Consider the following 20401-nt stretch of genomic DNA (forward strand, 5'->3'; position numbering starts at 1 on the left):
GCGGGCAAATTCCAGCGGGTTATAGACATGCGCGGGTGACGTTCAAGCCTATTGAAGCCCTGTTTTTTCCGCAGCGTTCATTTGAACCAGTGGTGTTCCGCCCAATCACGATTTGCGGTCGCCATTCTTCTGCTGGCCAGTTCACATTAGCCACGCATGACGTGCCGATTCCCACGCTATGGCTGGACTTTTGCGGCAACCTGCATCATTGAGCCGGGCGACTTGAAACCTATACAGAATTGGGAATCCGACATGCACGCCTTTCGCAGCCACACTTGCGCCGATCTGACCAAGGCCGATGTTGGCCAGACCGTCCGCCTGTCTGGCTGGGTGCACCGCATCCGGGACCATGGCGGTGTGCTGTTCATCGACCTGCGTGACCATTACGGCGTCACACAGCTTTTGTGCGATTCGGACAGCCCGGTGTTTTCGGATGTGGAAAAACTCCGCTCTGAATGGTGTATCCGTATCGACGGTGAAGTTAAGGCGCGTGATGCGAGCCTTGTGAACCCGAAGCTGCCCACAGGTGAGGTCGAGGTCTTCATCCGTGACATGGAAGTCCTGGGTGCCGCGGAAGAATTGCCGTTGATCGTGTTCGGCGATCAGGAATACCCTGAGGAAACACGCCTGCGCTACCGCTTCCTCGACCTGCGCCGCGAGGCGATGCAGCGCAACATGACGCTGCGCTCGGATGTGGTGTCGTCGATCCGCAAACGAATGTGGGCGCAGAATTTCCGCGAGTTTCAGACGCCTATCATCACCGCCTCAAGCCCGGAAGGCGCGCGCGATTTCCTTGTTCCGAGCCGACTGCATCCCGGCAAGTTCTATGCGCTGCCGCAGGCGCCGCAGCAGTTCAAGCAGCTCATCATGGTCAGTGGCTTTGACAAGTATTTCCAGATCGCGCCCTGCTTTCGCGACGAAGACCCGCGCGCCGACCGGTCGCCGACGGATTTCTACCAGCTGGACCTGGAAATGTCCTTTGTCAGCCAGCAGGACATTTTCGACACGATCCAGCCCGTCATGCAGGGCGTGTTCGAAGAATTCGGCGGCGGTCGCAAGGTGGATTCCGTCTGGCCGCAAATCTCGTATCGCGATGCGGCGCTTTGGTATGGCACCGACAAGCCTGACCTTCGTAACCCGATCAAGATGGAAGTCGTGTCCGATCATTTCCGTGATTCCGGCTTTGCGATCTTCGCGAAACTGCTGGAACAGGACGGCACTGAAATCCGCGCGATCCCGGCCCCCGGTGGTGGCAGCCGGAAATTCTGTGACCGAATGAATGCCTTTGCCCAGAAAGATGGTCTGCCCGGCATGGGGTATATCTTCTGGCGCGACGGCGATGATGGCATGGAGGCTGCCGGGCCGCTGGCCAAGAATATCGGTCCGGAACGTACCGAGGCGATCCGCCTGCAGCTTGGCCTTGGGGTCGGGGATGCCGCGTTCTTCCTTGGTGGCAAGCCGTCAAACTTTGAAGCGGTCGCGGGTCGCGCCCGCGTCGTGATCGGCAATGAGCTTGGTCTGACTGAACAGGACCGGTTCGCCTTTGCGTGGATCGTCGATTTCCCGATGTACGAAGCAGATGAGGAAAGCGGCAAGGTCGATTTCAGCCACAACCCGTTCTCCATGCCGCAAGGCGGTATGGATGTGCTCAAGGGCGATCCGCTTGATGTTCTGGGCTATCAGTACGATCTTGCCTGCAACGGCTACGAGCTGGTTTCGGGTGCGATCCGGAACCACAAGCCCGAGATCATGTTCAAGGCGTTCGAACTGGCCGGATATGGCGAAGAAGAAGTGCGCAAGCGGTTCGGTGGCATGGTCAACGCGTTCCGTTTTGGCGCTCCGCCCCACGGCGGATGTGCAGCGGGCATCGACCGGATGGTCATGTTGCTGGCCGATACGGCGAATATCCGTGAGGTCATCATGTTCCCGATGAACCAGCGCGCCGAAGACCTCATGATGAACGCGCCGTCGGATGCGACCAGCGATCAGCTCATGGAGCTGGGTCTGCGTGTGCTTCCAAAAGAAAATTGATCGTCGAAGCAAAAGGCCGCTCTGACCAGAGCGGCCTTTTTCCTTACATCGCGATGGCATCCTGCACCCGCAATTGAACTAATCCTGCCAACCGGGACACAGGGCCAATCGTCGGTGCGCCCTGTGAATGCGCAAGTGCAAGGTCTGAAGCCGCGTGTTCGAGTGCCGCATCTTCGGCCGTCAGGGCAACGCCCCGTACGAAGGATGTGACGTAGCCGATGGCCCGCGCATCGACTGGCTTGCCCAAGATTTCAGCGACATAGGCCATGTCCTCTCGGAACGCGACAAGATCGGGTTGGATCGTGTCGCTGCGTATGGGGCGTAGGCCGCTTGGCCGGGCACCAAGTGGCAGTTGCTGCAGGATCGCGTTCTGAAACGTGCCGAGATTTGCCACCGGCTTGGCCAGAAACCCGTCTGCGCCGGCGGCATAGGCGAGGTCTTCGGCAAAGGGATCGCCACTGCAGGCGAGGATCACGCCGACCCGTGGCACGGCATTGCGCATTTCGTCTATCAGTTCGGCACCGTTGCCATCCGGCAGGCCCATATCGACGATTACCACTGAGGGTCGATAGACCTGCAGATGACGCCGCGCAGATTTCAGGCAATCGGCTCGCCTGAGGCGTGCGCCGCTGTGCAGGCACATCAGGCGAAGCGCGTCACAGGCATACAGGCTGTCTTCGACCGCAAGGACGGTCAGCCCAAGCAGCGGTCGTGTCGTTGTTGGTCGCTGCAGGTGGTTCAATGCGTCATCATCAATCATTTCGCCCTCCATGAGTCGCTTCACTTTGGCGCGGGTGAGGCTAACAGGGCGTTAATGCGCCCGGCCCTCTTGTCTGATTATATCGCTCGGGGGATAAGCCGCGAAACTCAGGACGGAGAGACAACATGATTGGACGTTTGAACCATGTGGCGATTGCCGTGCCCGATCTCGAAGCGGCGTCGAACCAGTACAGCACTGCGCTGGGCGCAAAAGTTGGCGCGCCGCAGGACGAACCCGATCACGGTGTGACCGTGGTGTTCATCGAGTTGCCCAACACGAAGATCGAACTGCTCTACCCGCTCGGTGAAAACAGCCCCATTGCCGGTTTCCTGGAAAAGAACCCGTCGGGCGGCATTCACCACGTGTGTTACGAAGTCGATGACATCATCGCGGCCCGCGACCATCTCAAAGAGACCGGCGCGCGTGTTCTGGGCGATGGTACTCCAAAGATCGGTGCGCATGGCAAGCCTGTGCTGTTCCTGCATCCAAAAGATTTCAATGGATGCCTCGTGGAACTGGAACAAGTCTGACTCGACCCCACATAGGGGAGTAAAGGAGCGCGCCCATGTCCATCACCTCTGCCATCGTTCTATTCGCCGTGATCTGGTTCATGGTCTTTCTGATCGTCATTCCGATCCGGTTGCAGACGCAAGGCGATCTAGGTCAAGTCGTCCCGGGTACGCATGCCGGGTCTCCCGAGGTTCACAACCTCAGGAAAAAAGCTTGGATCACCACGTTTGTCAGCATTGGCCTGTGGATCGTCATCGCCGGGATCATCTTGTCCGGCTGGATCACCGTGCGCGATCTGGACTTCTTTGGCCGGATGGGGCCTGCGCCCGAATTTGGTGGTACAGGTGGGTAAAGGTTGCCGCGCCGAGGATCGGGATCACGAGGTTCACAAGCGGTAGCGACAACGGCATCGCCATCAGGGTGCCCGCGATCCAGATCTTTCCCGCATGGCGTTTGCGCAGGGCCTTGGCACCAGCACGCCCTTCACGCCGCATCGCGGCAAGCGTGAAATATTCCCGGCCCAGCAAGAACCCGTTCAGACCCCAGAAGATGAACAGCGCGAAGGGCGGGAACATCACGTAGAGGATCAGGGCAAAGATATTTGCGGCGATCAGAACACCAAGAAAGTTCACCGTGTCACGCAGGGCGTCCCAGAACGGCACACGATCTGCCTTGGGCAGATGCGGGTAGTGCCGTTCCTCCACCGCGTCGGCGACATCGTCGAGGAACATCGACGTGATGGCCGATGCGACCGGGATCATCAGGAACACCGACAGAACGAGCATCGAGATGAACGCGGTCCAGCTGAGCAGGTCGTCGAGCCAAGTCACGTTGCCGATGAACGGCAAGGTTGACTCTGGTCCGAGAGATGCGCTCAGGAGCCACATCAACGCGGCGAAAAACGCCACCAAAAGCGCAAAGCCAAGGCCGATGCCCAGGAACAGCACCTTGCGGAAGCGAGGGTCGCCCAACTGGCGGAGGGTCAGCAGAAAGCTTCGCAGGATCACGTGTCGAGCCATGTCGTGATGGCGTCGATATCTGGGCGGGGCCGTTCGGGCGGCACGGCCGAGGCGGTGCCTATGTGGATGAATCCTGCGACGCGTTCATTGTCGACAAGGCCCAAGGCCGATTGGCAGAAGTCGCAGTCATGCGAGGGCCAGCCGCTGAGCCAATTTGCGCCCCAACCCGAAGCCAGTGCCGCATTGAGCAGGGCAAGGCAGACCGCGCCCGCCGAATAGGTCTGTTCGATCGCGGGGATTTTTTCGGATGGTTTTTGCACCTCGATCACCGCGACGCAAAGCGGGCTGTCTGCGAATTGCTGTCGCGCCTTTGCGATGTCTTCCTCGGACCGACCGGTCTCTGCCCCACAATGGTCAACCGCCCGGGCAAGACGGTCAAGCGCGGGTTTTTCAAGCACGATAAAACGCCAGGGTTCGAGTTTGCCATGATCCGGTGTCCGCGCAGCCGCCGTGAGAATTGGCTTGAGAGCCTCCCGGTCCGGTGCTGGCGCCTGCAGGAGCTTTGCCGGACGGGACCGTCGCGTGTGCAAAAACTCCATCACGGCATTGTTCACGTCAGGCATCACGTCTCCTTCATCGTCGGTCGCACCCATGCAATCCTGTGCACCAAGAATATCTTTGAGGGTGATAAGTTGAAAGCCTGTCAAAGAACAGCCTTGCCAAGCTCGAAACTGAGATCACGACGATCACAATCATCGCGATGCCATATTCATGTGCCTGCAAGAACTTCGGGCTGTTTTAACCCTGTGTGTCAGCGCGGGAATAGACGCCTTCAGGAAGCGACAAGGACGCAGCGAGGTCGCGCATCTGGGACATCGAAAAGGTGATCCTGTTCACCCGGTCCGTGCGTGGATCGTACTGTTCAACGGTGATGCATTCTTCGAACCCGTTCACGATGACGTCCTCCTGCAACGGGCTTTCGCCTTCGTCAACAAGGGTCACCACGGTCGAGTCGAATTCGTGTTCGATGCTAAACATGACCAAAGCCTAACGCGACGCTTCGGCAAAAGCCAAGGGCATCTGCGGAAATCCACCGGTGAAAATTCAGGGCTGGCAGGACAGTCAGGATGACCTTAGTTCAAGTGTCTTGATGACAGGGAGTGTCTTGATGCGTCGGCTCGTTCTCTTGGCCTTTTTTGCCCTTGCGGCATGTGATGTTCCGGCACCGGCGTCGCAGGTTCAACCGCGTCCGCAAAGCGCCCCTGCACAGCTTTCGGATCAGGATGCGCGCAACCGGGCCAGCATCGCCGCGAGGCAGTTCGTGGCCGTCGTACAAACCGTGGAACCCGTGGCCGAACGCGAATGCCGTCAACGCGCGCCTGCGGCCAATTGCGACTTCCAGATCGTTGTGGATGATCGCCCGGGGATGCCGCCAAACGCGTTCCAGACCGTCGATCGCACCGGCCGTCCGATTCTTGCCTTCAACCTCGCCTTGATCGCGTCGGTGGACAATGCCGATGAACTGGCGTTCGTCATGGGGCACGAAGCGGCGCATCACGTGCTGGGTCACTTGGGTCGCACACAGCAGAACGCTGCCGTGGGAGCCGTGATCCTGTCGGGACTGGTCGCGCTGGGCGGTGGGGATGCAACCGTGGTGCAATCCGCAGAAGAGATCGGGGCATCGCTCGGAGCGAGGACCTATTCCAAGGATTTCGAACTCGAGGCTGACCAACTTGGCACGATCATCACTGCCCGTGCCGGCTACAACCCCATCCGGGGCGCGCAGTTCTTCAACAGGATTCCCGATCCAGGCAATCGGTTCCTTGGCACCCACCCACCCAATGCGGCCCGCATGGACATCGTGCGACGGACGGCTGCGGGGCTCTGACAGCCGCATTTGACCTGAATCAAGGCTGAAGGTGGCAGCACAAGTTACCCTTGAGACAGTACAATGGGGAGCCTTGTCATGTCCTTTACGTCGAAACGCGATGCGCACACGCAACTTGTTCTTGGAATGGCCGACCGTCAGGGTCTTGACCTGCAAGAGATGATTCTGCGCGCTGACTTCTCGGAAGATCAATTCGAACAGGCGGTGAACCTTTGCCTCGGCTGTACCCAGCCGACCGCCTGCAAATGCCTTCTGAACAGTGCGGGACCACAGCTAAACCTGCCCGATTACTGCAGAAACGGGGCTCTGTTCGACCAATTGGCTTCCGACTGACCCAAGAAGCCTGAACGCCTCGGCGCTAAAGCGGTGCTGCGAGCCCCAATTCAGGTCCGCAGGTTCTTGGCGCTTTCCTTGATCTCGGCATATTGACCCGAGGGGCGGAACGGCCACAGGTAGTCGGGGAGCACGGCTTCCAACGCGACAGGCTTGATCCCCAGATCGGCAAAGGTTTTCACGCCATCGGACACGACATTGTCGTTGCGCAGGTTCTTGACCTGATCGCGGGTGACCATGGCCGGGATCAACCCCCCGCTGAGGGTGTTGGCGAAATCGAACAGGGCTCCCATGATGGTCGCGGCAAAGAACGGGATGTTCACAACCAGCCGACGGCGACGAATGACCTTGAGCATCTCCTGCATCAGCTCGCGGAACGTGTTCACGTCAGGCCCGCCAAGCTCGTAGATGCCCGGAGCGGCCTGCCCTGTGGCAGCCATGCTTGCAGCCTGCGCCACATCGTCCACATAAACCGGCTGGAATTTCGTTTCGGCACCGACAACGGGAAGAATTGGCCCGAGCCGGGTCATGCCCGCAAAGCGGTTGAAGAACTCATCCTCCGGCCCGAACACGATCGAGGGGCGCAGAATCACGGCGTTCGGCATATGCTTCAGCACCGCCGCCTCGCCTTCGCCCTTGGTGCGCTGGTAGTCGCTTTCGCTTTTCATGTCGGCACCAATGGCCGACACGTGAACGAGGGTCGAAATACCAGCCTCTGCCGCAAGCCGGGCCACGCGTGCGCCACCCTCGGCCTGCACGGCCTTAAAGGTGTTCTTGCCGTTTTTTGCAAGGATACCGACACAGTTGATCACCGCATCGGCGCCCTGCATCGCGGAGCGGACACTGGCGTCGTCGCGGATGTTGCACAGGATCGGTTCAACCTGGCCAACCGCGCCGTAAGGCTTCACGAAAAGCGCTTCGTTTGGTCGCCGCACGGCAACGCGAACACGCCAACCTAGCTTGGCCATCCGACGTACAATATAGCGCCCGACAAACCCCGAGCCGCCGTAGATCGTGACGAGTTTCGACATGTGATTGCTCCCGGTCATAGCTTGTCTGACCTGTATCCCCGTCGCCACTTACGGGCAAGGTGTTGGATTGCCGCAAAGCAACCCTCAAAAGCTGACAAAACCCCGTTGACACCCTTTCGGGACAGGATTACACGCCTGCTTCACGACACCTGCCCAGGTGGCGGAATGGTAGACGCGCTGGCTTCAGGTGCCAGTGGCCGCAAGGCCGTGGAGGTTCGAGTCCTCTCCTGGGCACCAAAGTCAAGCGAAAAACAACAAAAACTTCGATTTCTTGATGTTTTGCAGACTTTCTTCCGAAAACTGCTACACAAAACGCTCCACACGCGTTCTTTGCACGTCCTTGACCCGACATGTTTCGAAAATTTGTCCGAGGCTGGCGGCAGAGCCGCGTCAGTTTCCGTAATTTTTCAAACGGTCCGAAGTCCCTCCCATCAACAACTATGGGAGCAGGCCATGCAGGTCTCGATCGAAAAGCTGGAGCATCTTCGTGATGTTATGAAACTAATTGTCCGCGCACGGACGGACGGTCGAAAATACGTCCCGGTCGTCTTGAAGCTCGAGGCAGAAATCGCAGCCAGAAAAAACTTGGATGACGACTATGCCCGCATCATCGCGGATGCGGCATAGCACCGCTGAGATATGCGTCCTCTACTTCACTCAAGAACAGCAGGAGATCACCAATGCCGACGGCAATGTCGGTCTCTGACGCGGACCGGACCCCAACGATGAGACTCCGTCTGAAACGGCGGGGTTTGTCGTTCTGGGGGTGGTCAGTCGTGTTAGTCGCGGCACCAAATTTGTCGTCGGCACGGCATAGTCGACGCGTGCGATGACGCTGAGCCTCGCGGAGGCAGCATGGATACTTGTGACATGACCGGCCCTTTGTACGCAAACGGCTTAATCGACAAGGCACGTTCCGAAGCCTCAGAAGCGGACCTTTAGGAGCATAGCGGTTGCCCAACATGTCCATGGCTGTTCTTTTAAATTGACCCTACAAGGATACAATCGAAACGCAGGTAAGCCTTGAGGTAGCTGCGAAAAAGGAGCAGCGCCCATGGTAGAGCCAGAAACGTTTATGTTCCTTGCAGATCTCGCAAAGAACAACCGCAAAGCCTGGATGGATGCACACCGCGAGGAACGCGATGACGCTCTGCGCAATTTCGCGGGCATCGCCATAACACTGCACGACTATGCTAATCGCTTTGATCCTTCCGTGGCTGACGCAAAGTTCAATCCCAGGCAAAGCTACTCAAAATTCTTTCAGGAGGCGCGCGATCGCGTCGGGCCTGGCCTGTACCGCACGGATGTTGATGTGTTCGTTAACGCAGGTCACCCTGCCGAAGACGTTGGATATTACCTTCATATCGAACCCGGGAATTGCCACGCTGGGGCGGGGCTTTTTCAACCCTCCAAGACAGCCCTTGCAAGGTTACGCTCACGTTTGGTCGATGACCCGCATGGCCTGAACGACGTCGTGACCGAACCTGAGTTCGTCGAGGTGTTCCCAGACGGGGTTGGCACACGAAAGGCGTTGGGGGCTGTGCCAGACGGATTTGACCGTAGCGATCCGGCAGCGCCCTATCTGAAAATGGTTGGCTTGGGGTGTCGCAAAGACCTGTCAGACGCGCTTCTTCTGAACGACGATGTGATTGATCTGTTGATTAATATCTTCCGCTCTGCCAGCCCGCTGGTACGATACTTTGACTGATTAAACGGGCAGACTTTTTCATGTAATCGCGGTCTTATCGTTGCCATCAGCAATCACTCCCGGCCCTGAGCGGTCATTCAAGCTGTCCATAACTAACTTCCGGTTCCACCCAACTCACAACAGAAGGTCGTCCCGGTCGTTGTGTCTGGCGTCAACAATCGGCCATCAATCGACTTGGCATTCATGCGTTCCACGTCCGATGCCGTTCTGAGCAAACCGTGGATCATCCAGTCACAACACAACTGATAGTCGTCACCTGCCGGTCAAGCCGCTCAGGACTCAACCCATTCACTGTTGCTTGGCTCTCAACTTCAAACCGGCTACTAAGGACGCACAATGTAACTTCGGGAAGCGTGCTTCGCTTCTTGAAGGCCGAGGGACGGTCGAAAAATCGCCACTCGGCCAAACACTTAAGCACTGCAAACTGATTGAGGAAATAAATTGAGCTTAGCTGACGAAGTCGCAATCGCGCGAAAAGAAATCCGAGCTGACGGCTATGAGATGTCGGTAGGCGAGATAGCGAATTTGTATCGAGATGGCGAGCTTCGAATCGACCCTGAGTACCAGCGGCTGTTTCGATGGGACGAAACACGAAAAACTCGTTTTGTTGAATCTTTGCTCCTTGGAATCCCAATTCCACCGGTGTTTGTATATCAAGGCGAAGACAATGTATGGGAGTTGATAGACGGCCTTCAAAGACTATCAACGATTTTCCAGATGATGGGGATACTACAGGGTGAACGGGCAGAAGAGCTTGGAGAATTGGTTCTGGAAGGGACAACCTACTTACCTTCACTTTCGGGAAAAAAATGGGAGCCAACCAGCGAAGATTCAGATGACGGATTGGGCGGCTCCCTTCAGATTCAGATCAAGAGATCTCGAATTCGTGTCGAGATTCTTCAGCCCGAAAGTGACGCAACAGCAAAATTCGAGCTCTTTCAGAGATTGAACACAGGCGGTGCGAGCCTATCTGAACAAGAAATACGAAATTGCGTAGCGGTGATGATCGATCCATCTTTCTTTGCGTGGATCAAGGCACTATCCATTAACCCTGACTTCACGACAGTAACCGCGCAAACCGAAACAGCAGTAGAATCTCAAATGAGCGTCGAGCTGGCTTTACGGATTATTTCATTCTCTGAAATCCCATATAATAAGCGGCTTGACGTGCACGAGTATCTCGATCGGGCGCTCCTGAAATTGGCCGAAAGCCAGACGCTTGATCGGGATTCTGTAGCGGATCGCTTCAATCGATCATTTAAGATCCTCAACCGAGCACTTGGGGACTCCTCTTTTAGAAGGTGGGATGGTCAGAACTTCCGAGGTAAGTTCCTAATGTCTGTCTTTGAGGTGATCGGACATGGAGTATATCAGAACATCGAAGCCATTGAACTGCTTGGCGACGACAATGCCGACCAATTTGTTCAGCGTAGAGCTCGGGAGCTTTGGCAAGACGAAGTATTCAAGACAAATTCGGGAGGCGGCACTCGCGGTACTACCAGGCTTGCAAACCTACTTCCCATGGCAAAAGATTTCATGTGCCCTTAAATGGTGAAGATTAGAACGCTGGCCATCCTCCAAGAATCGCTCGACCGAGAATTGAGTTGGAGAATACATGAGCTTTCCTTTCTAAGAAGGCAGATCATGGGGGCTAAAGATATAGCCGAATCCGCCTACATTAGGGCGGGAATCTCCATGCTGTACGCTCATTGGGAAGGCTTCATTAAAAAAAGTGCAAGCTACTATTTGGAGTACGTCAATTTCAAAAAGGCAAAGTTTTCCGTTGCCGCGGACACTTTTGCCTATCTTGCAGTGAAGCGGGATATTGATGAGCTGTCTAAGACGAGAGATCACGTATTCGGTCTAAGGGTTTACCGCGACATAATTAAGAAGATGATCTCTGACGAGCCGCTTTTATTCTCCACAGAGGTTGATACGGGTTCAAATCTTAATGGTAAGAGATTTCTGAGCATTTTGTCCGCAACAGGAGTTTCAGAAAGCAAGTACGAACCGTATTTCAATCTCATAGATGAGGCCTTGCTTGCCAGACGAAATGAGATCGCGCATGGTCAATTTCTTCCTGTGGAAAGAGATTCCTTTTTGGAAACTTACGATGATGTAATCATGCTAATGCGATGGTTTAAAACTGATGTGGAAAATTGCGCCTCAACAGACTCCTATTTACAAAAGGAAGCATGATCACCTCCAACAGCGGGCGAGCGTCGGGAAAGCTTTCGCATTGCAGTCATTAAAGCGGAGCGCAGCGAAGGTCGGCTCTCCGCCCTTCGTGGAGTGCGATGCGTCGTAACGGTTTTCCACGTTGGCATGGCGGCCAACCTGTAGGTGAGGCTCAGCAATGGCGACAACGGTAAGTCGATGGCGCAAAACGCGTTCAGCTCCGGCTCTTAAAGCGATATGACTTTTTGCTACAAGTTTGGGAATGTTCTTCTAAGGTCCTTCCACTCGAGTCCATTTGACCATCTCTCGTAGCTCGCCGTTCTTCAAAGAAACATAGGACCCATCCTTGACTATGGCCACGGGCGGGCACGGCAGACGAGGGAAAAGGTAGCCTGGGGACCATCGGGACCAGCCGGTGACAGCTTTCACGCGCACCCGGACGATCTTCCGGGTCAAGGGATGGCGTAGAGGTATGATCACGTAATGCTGACCTGTTCTTTCGCTGACCCGAGCCGCAATTCGAAGCCATGCCTTTTTACGGTTGTCAGTCCAAGGGGCGCTGTCTGGGCAGATCCCAGGAATGTCAAAAGCAGGCCAATCGGCTTGATTCACCATAACGGCTCTAATATAAAACAGGGCTTCATTTGCGGAACTGATTTTCCTGATCTCTTCGCCATCGACCATTGCAAAAATTATCTTGTCTGATCCTCTATGAGCGGCTTGGCCGACATTTGGTGTGAACTTGAATGACAACTCCATTCCACTGGGGTCAATTTCAAGCCTTGAGAAAAGCGCTTTCCATCCATCATCTTCGACGACCTCAGTGACCCAGGTGCTGCTTTTGGCCCCTGGCGAGCCTGTAATAGCTGAGAGATCCGAACATCTTGCTCTGCAAGCTGGCTTTCCGGTCAGTGCCACCAGGTTGATCGCGAGAAGAGGATTTCGATCAACGTATGCGTAGCAAGCGTGAAACAAGCGTAATAGACCCAACGATGGCTTGGCTTGCTCGACCAGCGCGACTAATTTCTCTGGCATGAGGTATTCTGTGGGCTTTGACATGTGCTCTCTCCGTTTGTCAGGAGGGAGATCGGTCCGAGTTCAGGCTGTCGGAAGAAAAAAATGTGCTCGCGACCCCGCAGGAATGTCTGGAACCACCGCAAAATTGTCTGATCGGCGCGTGTCCTCGGCTGAAACGCGCCGGTTTCCGTCCGTCGATACCGGCGCGCTGGACGAAATTTTCGTGAATGTGCCGGAAAAACCGGAAATATTGCCTAAGAAATCCGGACGACTGTCGGGGTGCGATACGCAAAGCTATGAAATTGTAAGGTAAAAAAAAACGAGAACCTCTTGGAACCTCAGGAACCCCAAGAACCCCCAAGAAAGCGTCCATCACGGTAGAACAGGCGTGACGAGGTTAACTTGCCTCGGCCGACCCCTCGACGGTGAGGTTTGCGGTTGGGGATCTCGCGCGGCGGTTTCGAGCTGCCATGTGCAAAGAACTGTTCTTACGATCTTCCACGTGACTTGAATTGCTGCAATTTCCTCGATCATATGGGGAAAAATTAGAAGGGCGTGGTAGAGGCTTCGCCACAATGAAATTCTGGGGCAGAGCATGGCAATCAAGAAATCCGACATATACCGATCACTGTGGGACAGCTGCGACCAGCTCCGGGGCGGGATGGATGCCTCGCTCTACAAGGACTACATCCTCACACTGCTGTTCGTGAAATACGTCTCCGACCGCGCAGGGAAGCCGGACGCGCTGATCGAAGTGCCCGATGGCTGCTCCTTCGATGACCTCCGAAAATTGCGCGGCACCAAGGACATCGGCGAAGGCATCGACACGGCCATCGCCGGGATCGCCGAAGCCAACGACCTCAAGAACGTCATTGACCGCGCGTACTTCAACGACACCGAGAAGTTCGGACGTGGTACCAAGATGATCACCACGCTCACTGCGTTGATCAACATTTTCAGCCGCGAGGAACTGAACTTCAGCCGCAACCGGGCGGATGGCGATGACATCCTCGGCGACGCCTACGAATACCTGATGCGTAACTTCGCCACCGAGTCCGGCAAAAGCAAAGGTCAGTTCTATACGCCAGCTGAGGTCTCACGCGTAGTCGCCGCAGTCGCTGGGGTCAGCCGTGCGACCAGCCCAAAGCAGACCGTCTATGACCCAACCTGCGGGTCGGGTTCACTGCTTCTGAAGGCAGCCGATGCCGCCGACATCCCCCTGACCATCTACGGTCAGGAAATGGACATCACCACCCGCGGCCTCGCCAAGATGAACATGATCATGCACGGGCGCGAGGATGCCGAGATTGCCCAGGGCGACGTCATCGGCGAGCCGCAGTTCAAGGCCTCCGAAACCGAACTCCAGACCTTCGACTTTGTCGTCGCCAACCCGCCCTTCTCGGCCAAGGCCTGGGGTTCGGGCCTGACCAGCGACGCCCGCTTCGGGCGCTTCGACCTCGGCATGCCGCCCGACAAGAACGGCGACTTCGCGTTCCTGCTGCACATCCTCGGCTCCATGAAGGCCACTGGCTCCAGCGCGGTCATCTTGCCCCATGGCGTGCTCTTTCGCGGCAACAAGGAGGCCGAGCTGCGCGAGAAGATCCTCAAGCGCGGCTACATCAAGGCGATCATCGGCCTGCCGGCGAACCTGTTCTACGGCACCGGCATCCCCGCCTCGATCATCGTGCTCGACAAATCGCAGGCGCAGGCCGAGCGCCCCGTCTTCATGATCGACGCCTCGCGCGGCTTCACCAAGGATGGCAACAAGAACCGCCTGCGCGAGCGCGACATCCACAAGATCACCGATGCCTACACCCGTCAGGCCGAGATCAAGGGCTACTCCCGCCTCGTTCCCTTCGCCGAGATCACGCGCAATGACTTCAACCTGAACATCCCGCGCTACATCGACGGCTCCGACCCAGAGGATCTCCAGGATATCGAGGCGCACTTGAAAGGCGGCGTCCCGAACCGGGACATCGACCTCTTGGCTGATTTCTGGGAGGTCATGCCGGGCATCCGCGCCACGCTGTTCGGGCCGAACCCGCGCCCGGGCTATTCCGATCCGCTGGTCGAACCGGAGGAGGTCCGCACCACGATACGCAACCACCCCGAGTTCGGCGCCTTCCGCGACGGTGTCAATGTCATCCTCGACGGCTGGGCCGGGCAGAACGCGCCGCTCATGGATGGCATCCAGGTCGGCGACAAGCCCAAGGACCTGATCCACACAATTGCCGAGGACATGCTGACCCGCTTCGCCGAGGCGCCACTGATCGACCAGTATGAGGCCTATCAGCGGCTCATGTCCTACTGGGCCAAGACCATGCAGGACGATGTCTTCATCATCGCCCACGATGGATGGGAGGCTGCGAAGGAACTGCGCGAGGCGCGCAAGGAGGTCGATGGTAACAAGGTCAAATGGCTGGAAGAGGCCGACCTGACCGTGAACAAGGTCCGTCTCGTGGCCGATGTCATCCCGCCCCGGCTGATCGTCGCGCGGTTCTTCCCCGAGATGCAGCAGGCGCTGGACGATGCACAGGCGAAGGCCGAAGAACTGGGCCGGGAGATCGAGGAACTGGTCGAGGAACATGACGTTGAGGGTGGGCTGCTGGCCGAAACGCTGACCGAGGCGGGCAAGCTGACCGCGGCCTCGGTCAAGGCGCGGCAGAAATCCGGTGAGGCCGAGCCCGAGGAAGCGAAGCTTCTGAAGCAGGTGGCCAAGCTGATGACGGCCGAGACGGCAGCGAAGAAGACGGTGAAGGAGGCCGAGGAGGCGCTGACCAAGGCCACGCTGAAGAAATACCCAGAGCTGACCAAGGAAGAGATCCGCGCGCTGATCGTGGATGACAAATGGCTGACCGACATCGCCGAACTTATCGAAGCCGAGATCGAGGCTCGGACGGAACAACTGACGGCAAGGGTGCGGGTGCTGACGGAGCGGTATGGGCACACCTTGCCGGAGGCTATCAATATGATGAAAGACGCCGAAGGGCGTGTGCAAGCTCACCTTGCAGCAATGGGCTACGCGCAATGAGTAGTTTGGCAGAGCTTGAGGCGCCCAGCGGCTGGCGCGTCATTCAGCTTAGAGAACTTGCGAGGATAACGGCAGGTGGCGACTACGATGTCGAAACGGCTTCGCCAGTTGAGACCGATCGACATCCATTTCCGGTCTATGCGAATGCCATAGAGCGGAAGGCATTCCATAGCTACTCATCCACTTCCAAGCATCCCGCTGGCGCCCTGACCATCACAGCCAGGGGAACCCTCGGGTTCTCTCAGTTCAGATCAAAGCCGTTTACGGCGATTGGACGATTGCTTGTGGTTTGGCCCAACGCGCAGTTCGACGGTCGCTACCTTGCCGAATATCTCAATTCCCAAGTTGAGTTCGCGGTTGAATCGACTGGTGTACCGCAGCTCACCGGGCCACAGGCTGGCAGTTATGAAATCCTCATTCCCGAAAACGTCAGAGAACAGGAAGCCATCGCCGAGGCGCTTTCGGATGCGGATGCGCTGATCGAGGGGCTGGAGCGGCTGATCGCCAAGAAGCGGCTCATCAAACAGGGCGCGATGCAGGACCTCCTGACCGCCAAACGCCGCCTTCCGGGGTTCTCGGGGGAGTGGGTTACCACTCAACTAAGCGAGCACACAACTCATGGCGCAGGTAACTCCTCACTGATCAAGGGAACCCTACAAGCATCAGGGAGGACGGGCAATTTTCCAGCATTTACCGCGTCTGGGCCTGACCTCATGCTCGACTTCTACGAACAAAATGGAGACGCGATTATCGTGTCGGCCGTTGGGTCGCGTTGCGGGAAATCCTTTCGCGCCTGCGGCCGTTGGACCGCAATCGCGAATACCCATGTAGTCCGCTGCAAACCGACACTGGACCCTGACTTCGCATTCCTGTTTCTGAATGAAGAGGACTTCTGGGTGAAGGGCGGGACAGGCCAGCCTTTCGTCTTGGTGCGGCGCACCTTTGAGCATGCCTTCAAGCTTCCGAGCCTCGACGAACAGCGAGCCATTGCGGAAGTCTTTGCCGACATCGACGCCGAGATCGAGGCCCTCGGAACCCGGCTCGAAAAAGCTCGGCAGTTGAAGGAGGGCATGATGCAGAATCTTTTGACCGGACGGATCAGGCTGGTCTGATGGCATTTTTCAACGAGTGATTTTCGGGGCGGAGAGGTTTCCATGAGCAAGATCGGCGAGGCGGAGCGCAAGGCGCAATACCGGGTCATCGACCTGCTGTGCGGGGACAGGTCCGGCACCATGGGCGGCCTCGGCTGGCGCTACCTCGGCGACTGGCAGACACGCGAGGGCAATACCAATATCGAGGAGGACCTGCTGCGCCCCTGGCTCCTCTCCCGTGGCTACGCGCTCGAGATCGTCACCCAGGCCATCACGCTGCTGAAGCGCGAGGCGCGGATGGAGGGCACCAAGCTCTACGAGGCCAACCAGAGCTTCTACGAGATGCTCCGCTACGGCGTGGCTGTCGCCCCCGGCCCGGGCGAGGCCCCCGTCACCGTCCGCTTCATCGACTGGGCAGACCCGGCCGCCAATGACATGGGGATCGCCGAAGAAGTCGCCATCAAGGGCAAGGACGCCAAGGCCTGGAACAAGCGCCCCGACCTGGTGCTCTACGTCAACGGCATCGCCCTTGGCACGGTGGAGCTGAAGAAATCCACCGTCGGCGTCGGCGAAGGCATCCGCCAGACGCTCGACAACCAGCGGCCCGAGTTCATTCGGAACTTCTTTACCACCGTGCAGATTACCTTCGCCGGGAATGACAGCGAGGGACTGCGCTACGCCCCGATCCTGACACCACAGCCCTACTGGCTGGCTTGGAAGGAAAAGAGCGTGATCACCGCCCGCCTCGACCGGGACGTGACGCAGATGATGGCGCCGGATCGGTTTCTCGAACTGATCCACGACTTCACCCTGTTCGATGGCGGCATCAAGAAGATCGCCCGCGTGAACCAGTATTTCGCCGTGAAGGCCGCGCAGGAGCGTGTGCGGGCGCATGAGGGCGGGATCATCTGGCAAACCCAAGGCTCGGGCAAGAGCCTGATCATGGTAATGCTGGCGCGCTGGATCAGGGAGGCGCAACCGGATGCGCGCATTCTGATCGTTACCGACCGCAAGGAACTCGACCGCCAGATCTCGGAGGACGTTTTCGGCGGCACTGGCGACAAGGTGCGCCGTGCGCGCTCAGGCACCGACCTGATGGCCGCACTGGCCGATCCGACCGACCGCGTGGTCTGCTCGCTTGTCCACAAGTTCGGCAAGCGCGAGGAAACCGAGATGGCCGAGATGATCTCGGACATCCAGAGCGCCAAGATCGGCGCGCCTGTCGGTGATTTCTACGTTTTCATCGACGAGGCGCACCGCACGCAATCGGGCAAGCTGGCGCGCGCCATGCGGCAAGTGCTGCCCGAGGCTATGTTCATCGGCTTCACCGGCACGCCGCTGCTGAAATCCGACAAGGAAACGTCATTGGAGACCTTCGGCCCCTATATAGGCAAGCCCTACCGGTTCGACGAGGCCGTTGAGGATGGCGTGGTGCTGGACCTGCGCTACGAGGCGCGCGACATCGACCAGCGGATCAGCGCCCCGGGCAAGATCGACGCCTGGTTCGAGGCGAAGACAAAGGGCCTGACGCCGATCGCCAAGGCGACACTCAAACAACGCTGGGGAACGCTCCAACGGGTGCTGTCGAGCCGCGACCGGCTGGAGCAGATCGCCAACGACATCATCATGGATATGGAGATGAAGCCGCGCCTGAATGCAGGCATGGGAAACGCCATGCTGGTGGCGGGGTCGATCCCCGAGGCTTGCAAGTTCTTCGAGATCTTCCGCAAGTCCGGGTCCGTGCTGGCCGACAAATGCGCGATCGTGACTTCCTACAAGCGCGCGGCGCCCGAGATCACCGGCGAAGAGACCGGGATGGGCGAGACCGAGAAGCAGTATGTGCACCGCGTCTACACAGACCTCCTGGGCGAGACCTCGGAGGAGGATTACGAGGAGGAGTCGCTTCGGCTTTTCAAGAAAGAGCCGGGGCGTATGAAGCTGTTGATCGTCGTCAGCCGTCTCTTGACCGGCTTCGACGCGCCGACCGCAACCTACATCTTCATCGACAAGCAGATGCGTGACCACGGGCTGTTCCAGGCAATCTGCCGGGTGAACCGCCTCGACGGGGACGACAAGGATTTCGGCTATATCGTCGACTACAAGGACCTGTTCCGGAACATCGAGAGCGCTGTGGACGACTATACATCGGAAGCCTTCGATGCCTTCGACAAGGAGGATGTGGAAGGGCTGATCACTGACCGCGCCGAGCAGGCAGACGAGGATCTGCGGATTGCACGCGACGCTTGGCTGGGCCTCATGGACAGTGTGGAACAGCCCAAATCCGATGACGAGATCTTTGCCTACTACTCAAGCCCGCAAGGCATTGAAAACGATCCCGATGCCGAAGAGAAAGCTCGCCGGCGTCAGGCACTCTACAAGATCGCTGGCCGTTATGCCCGGGCCTACGCCAATATCGCAGCCGAACCGGAGGGTTCCAGTTTCAACGATCTGGAGTTGGGAGAACATCGCCGCGAAGTGGAGCGCGCCATCGGGATCAGGGATGCGGTCCGGCTGCACAGCGGCGACGCTGTGGACATGAAGCTCTATGAGCCGGCAATGCGGCACCTGATCGACAACTACATCCGTGCAGACGACTCGCAGATTATTTCACATCTCGACGACATCAGCCTCATTGACTTGGTAGAGAGCAAGGGTGCCGATGCTGTGAATGATCTGCCGGCAGCTTCGAAACGCAAGCGCGAAAACGTGGCCGAGGCGATAGAGAACAACGTTCGAAAGCTGATCATCGAGGAAACACCGGTTAACCCTCGCTTCTATGAAAAGATGTCTGAGCTGTTGACCGATCTTGTCCGGCAGCGGCGGGAAGACGCCCTTGAATATGCCGAATATCTCGAGCGAATTGCGGCGCTGGTTCGTGATGTGAAAACAGGACACGGCAATGATTATCCCACGTCCGTCAAGAGCGCTGGTCAGAAAGCCCTATTCGACAACCTCGACAGGGATGAAGCTGCATCCCTTGCGGTTGATCGCGCTGTGCGTGAGACAGCACCCTTCGGTTGGCGCGACCATGCGATGAAAGAAAGAAAGGTCAGACGCTGCCTTGAGCAGGTTCTTGATGACCCGGAGACAGTGGAGCGGATCTTCGAGATCCTGAAATACCAGAGTGAATACTGAAGTGTCGCAAATTGGCGATATCGACGTCGAGATCGTTCGCAAGAAGATAAAGAACTTGCATATCGGGTGCTACCCGCCCCAGGGGCGCGTTAGGGTCGCTGTCCCAGAGCACTTGAGCGACGACGCGGTCCGGCTTGCCGTTCTAACACGGATGCCTTGGATCAAACGGAAGCAGGCGCAGTTCCAAAAGCAAGAGCGACAGCCACCACGTCGCCATGTCTCCGGAGAAACGCATTACCTGTTTGGCAGGCCGATCCGGCTGGAAGTTCAGGAATGGGACAAGAAGGTTCATCGGTTCGCGAGGCAGGGCAGTGACAGACTGCGGCTGAATGTTCCCGAAGGCAGCGATCCGGAACAGTTGCGCCGCTGGATGGAGGCTTGGATGAAAGCAGAACTCCGAAGATGGTCTGCGCCGCGTGTCGAATACTGGTCTGCGCGTATAGATGCACGGCCGCGAAAATGGGGCATCCGCCCTATGAAAACCAAGTGGGGAAGCTGCAATGCCGACAAACGGATTATCTGGCTGAACTCTGAGCTTGCAAAAAAACCGGAGCGGGCCATTGACTACGTCATCGTGCATGAACTCGCTCACCTGGTTTCGCCCAAGCATGATCGCAAGTTTACTGACGTCATGGACAGGGAACTCCCCCGCTGGAGAAATGTTCGACAAGAGTTGAATGAACTTCCACTTGCGGCTTGGGTGGAGTGACATAAGCGGAAAACGCGCAA

General features: G+C 57.5%; 20 protein-coding genes and 1 tRNA gene. 15 read left to right on the forward strand and 6 right to left on the reverse strand.

What is annotated here, in order from left to right:
* The first annotated feature begins 35 nt into the window (after positions 1–35).
* Both IEV82_RS03960 and aspS read left to right on the forward strand, forming a co-directional pair.
* Complete coding sequence (locus tag IEV82_RS03960) at positions 36–212, forward strand: hypothetical protein (protein WP_188480633.1); 177 nt, start codon at positions 36–38, stop codon at positions 210–212.
* A 40-nt stretch (positions 213–252) separates the two neighbouring features.
* Positions 253–2031, forward strand: coding sequence for an aspartate--tRNA ligase (aspS, locus tag IEV82_RS03965; protein WP_188480634.1), 1779 nt, complete (start codon positions 253–255; stop codon positions 2029–2031).
* 43 nt (positions 2032–2074) lie between these two features.
* On the opposite strand, the gene IEV82_RS03970 is transcribed toward aspS, so the two are convergent.
* Positions 2075–2791 carry a response regulator gene (locus IEV82_RS03970; protein WP_188480635.1) on the reverse strand — a complete coding sequence of 239 codons (717 nt, stop codon included), beginning with the start codon at positions 2789–2791 and terminating at the stop codon, positions 2075–2077.
* Between the two features lie 125 nt (positions 2792–2916).
* Here IEV82_RS03970 and mce point away from each other — a divergent pair, with 125 nt between their 5' ends.
* Positions 2917–3321, forward strand: coding sequence for a methylmalonyl-CoA epimerase (mce, locus tag IEV82_RS03975; RefSeq protein WP_188480636.1), 405 nt, complete (start codon positions 2917–2919; stop codon positions 3319–3321).
* A 35-nt stretch (positions 3322–3356) separates the two neighbouring features.
* A complete protein-coding gene (locus IEV82_RS03980; RefSeq protein WP_188480637.1) occupies positions 3357–3653 on the forward strand; it encodes a DUF1467 family protein in 297 nt (98 codons plus the stop codon).
* Here IEV82_RS03980 and IEV82_RS03985 read toward each other — a convergent pair.
* The 3 genes from IEV82_RS03985 to IEV82_RS03995 all read right to left on the reverse strand — a co-directional run bounded on the left by IEV82_RS03985 (position 3583) and on the right by IEV82_RS03995 (position 5298).
* A complete protein-coding gene (locus tag IEV82_RS03985; protein WP_188480638.1) occupies positions 3583–4320 on the reverse strand; it encodes an EI24 domain-containing protein in 738 nt (245 codons plus the stop codon). The two genes, IEV82_RS03980 and IEV82_RS03985, sit on opposite strands and share 71 nt — an antisense overlap.
* Positions 4305–4883, reverse strand: a complete 579-nt coding sequence (locus tag IEV82_RS03990) for a nitroreductase family protein (protein WP_188480639.1) — start codon at positions 4881–4883, stop codon at positions 4305–4307. Before IEV82_RS03990 ends, IEV82_RS03985 begins: the two co-directional genes overlap by 16 nt.
* Positions 4884–5058: 175 nt before the next feature.
* Complete coding sequence (locus IEV82_RS03995; RefSeq protein ID WP_188480640.1) at positions 5059–5298, reverse strand: DUF8831 family protein; 240 nt, start codon at positions 5296–5298, stop codon at positions 5059–5061.
* A 130-nt stretch (positions 5299–5428) separates the two neighbouring features.
* Here IEV82_RS03995 and IEV82_RS04000 point away from each other — a divergent pair, with 130 nt between their 5' ends.
* Both IEV82_RS04000 and IEV82_RS04005 read left to right on the forward strand, forming a co-directional pair.
* Positions 5429–6148 (forward strand): M48 family metallopeptidase, encoded by a 720-nt coding sequence (locus IEV82_RS04000; protein WP_188480641.1) that lies wholly within the window; start codon positions 5429–5431, stop codon positions 6146–6148.
* 78 nt (positions 6149–6226) lie between these two features.
* The gene (locus IEV82_RS04005; protein WP_188480642.1) at positions 6227–6481 is read left to right on the forward strand and encodes a DUF6455 family protein; all 255 of its coding nucleotides are present in this window, start codon (positions 6227–6229) and stop codon (positions 6479–6481) included.
* A 50-nt stretch (positions 6482–6531) separates the two neighbouring features.
* Here IEV82_RS04005 and IEV82_RS04010 read toward each other — a convergent pair whose 3' ends face one another.
* Positions 6532–7512, reverse strand: coding sequence for a complex I NDUFA9 subunit family protein (locus tag IEV82_RS04010; protein WP_188480643.1), 981 nt, complete (start codon positions 7510–7512; stop codon positions 6532–6534).
* A 151-nt stretch (positions 7513–7663) separates the two neighbouring features.
* Here IEV82_RS04010 and IEV82_RS04015 point away from each other — a divergent pair.
* The 5 genes from IEV82_RS04015 (at position 7664) to IEV82_RS04035 (ending at position 11419) form a co-directional block, all read left to right on the forward strand.
* A tRNA-Leu gene (locus IEV82_RS04015) sits at positions 7664–7749 on the forward strand.
* 216 nt (positions 7750–7965) lie between these two features.
* Complete coding sequence (locus IEV82_RS04020; protein ID WP_188480644.1) at positions 7966–8139, forward strand: hypothetical protein; 174 nt, start codon at positions 7966–7968, stop codon at positions 8137–8139.
* 427 nt (positions 8140–8566) lie between these two features.
* Positions 8567–9220: a DUF2461 domain-containing protein gene (locus IEV82_RS04025; protein ID WP_188480645.1), complete on the forward strand. Its 654-nt coding sequence runs from the start codon at positions 8567–8569 to the stop codon at positions 9218–9220.
* Positions 9221–9661: 441 nt separating this feature from the next.
* Entirely contained in the window at positions 9662–10768 is a 1107-nt protein-coding gene (locus IEV82_RS04030) for a DUF262 domain-containing protein (protein ID WP_188480646.1), read from the forward strand.
* Positions 10769–11419 carry an MAE_28990/MAE_18760 family HEPN-like nuclease gene (locus IEV82_RS04035; protein WP_188480647.1) on the forward strand — a complete coding sequence of 217 codons (651 nt, stop codon included), beginning with the start codon at positions 10769–10771 and terminating at the stop codon, positions 11417–11419.
* A 249-nt stretch (positions 11420–11668) separates the two neighbouring features.
* Here the strand turns inward: IEV82_RS04035 and IEV82_RS04040 are convergent, their stop codons facing one another.
* Positions 11669–12457 carry a hypothetical protein gene (locus IEV82_RS04040; RefSeq protein ID WP_188480648.1) on the reverse strand — a complete coding sequence of 263 codons (789 nt, stop codon included), beginning with the start codon at positions 12455–12457 and terminating at the stop codon, positions 11669–11671.
* Positions 12458–13010: 553 nt separating this feature from the next.
* On the opposite strand from IEV82_RS04040, the gene IEV82_RS04045 reads away from it, so the two are divergent.
* Genes IEV82_RS04045 through IEV82_RS04060 form a run of 4 tightly spaced genes read left to right on the forward strand, consistent with a single transcriptional unit; the run spans position 13011 to position 20381 of the window.
* Positions 13011–15446, forward strand: a complete 2436-nt coding sequence (locus IEV82_RS04045; protein ID WP_188480649.1) for a type I restriction-modification system subunit M — start codon at positions 13011–13013, stop codon at positions 15444–15446.
* The gene (locus tag IEV82_RS04050) at positions 15443–16558 is read left to right on the forward strand and encodes a restriction endonuclease subunit S (RefSeq protein ID WP_188480650.1); all 1116 of its coding nucleotides are present in this window, start codon (positions 15443–15445) and stop codon (positions 16556–16558) included. The genes IEV82_RS04045 and IEV82_RS04050 overlap by 4 nt, the downstream gene beginning before the upstream one ends.
* Before the next feature lie 42 nt (positions 16559–16600).
* The gene (locus IEV82_RS04055) at positions 16601–19672 is read left to right on the forward strand and encodes a type I restriction endonuclease subunit R (protein ID WP_188480651.1); all 3072 of its coding nucleotides are present in this window, start codon (positions 16601–16603) and stop codon (positions 19670–19672) included.
* Entirely contained in the window at positions 19662–20381 is a 720-nt protein-coding gene (locus IEV82_RS04060) for a M48 family metallopeptidase (RefSeq protein WP_188480652.1), read from the forward strand. The genes IEV82_RS04055 and IEV82_RS04060 overlap by 11 nt, the downstream gene beginning before the upstream one ends.
* Positions 20382–20401: the final 20 nt, after the last annotated feature.

Origin of the sequence: Marivita lacus, from assembly GCF_014637725.1 — a bacterium.
Lineage (GTDB): Bacteria > Pseudomonadota > Alphaproteobacteria > Rhodobacterales > Rhodobacteraceae > Marivita > Marivita lacus.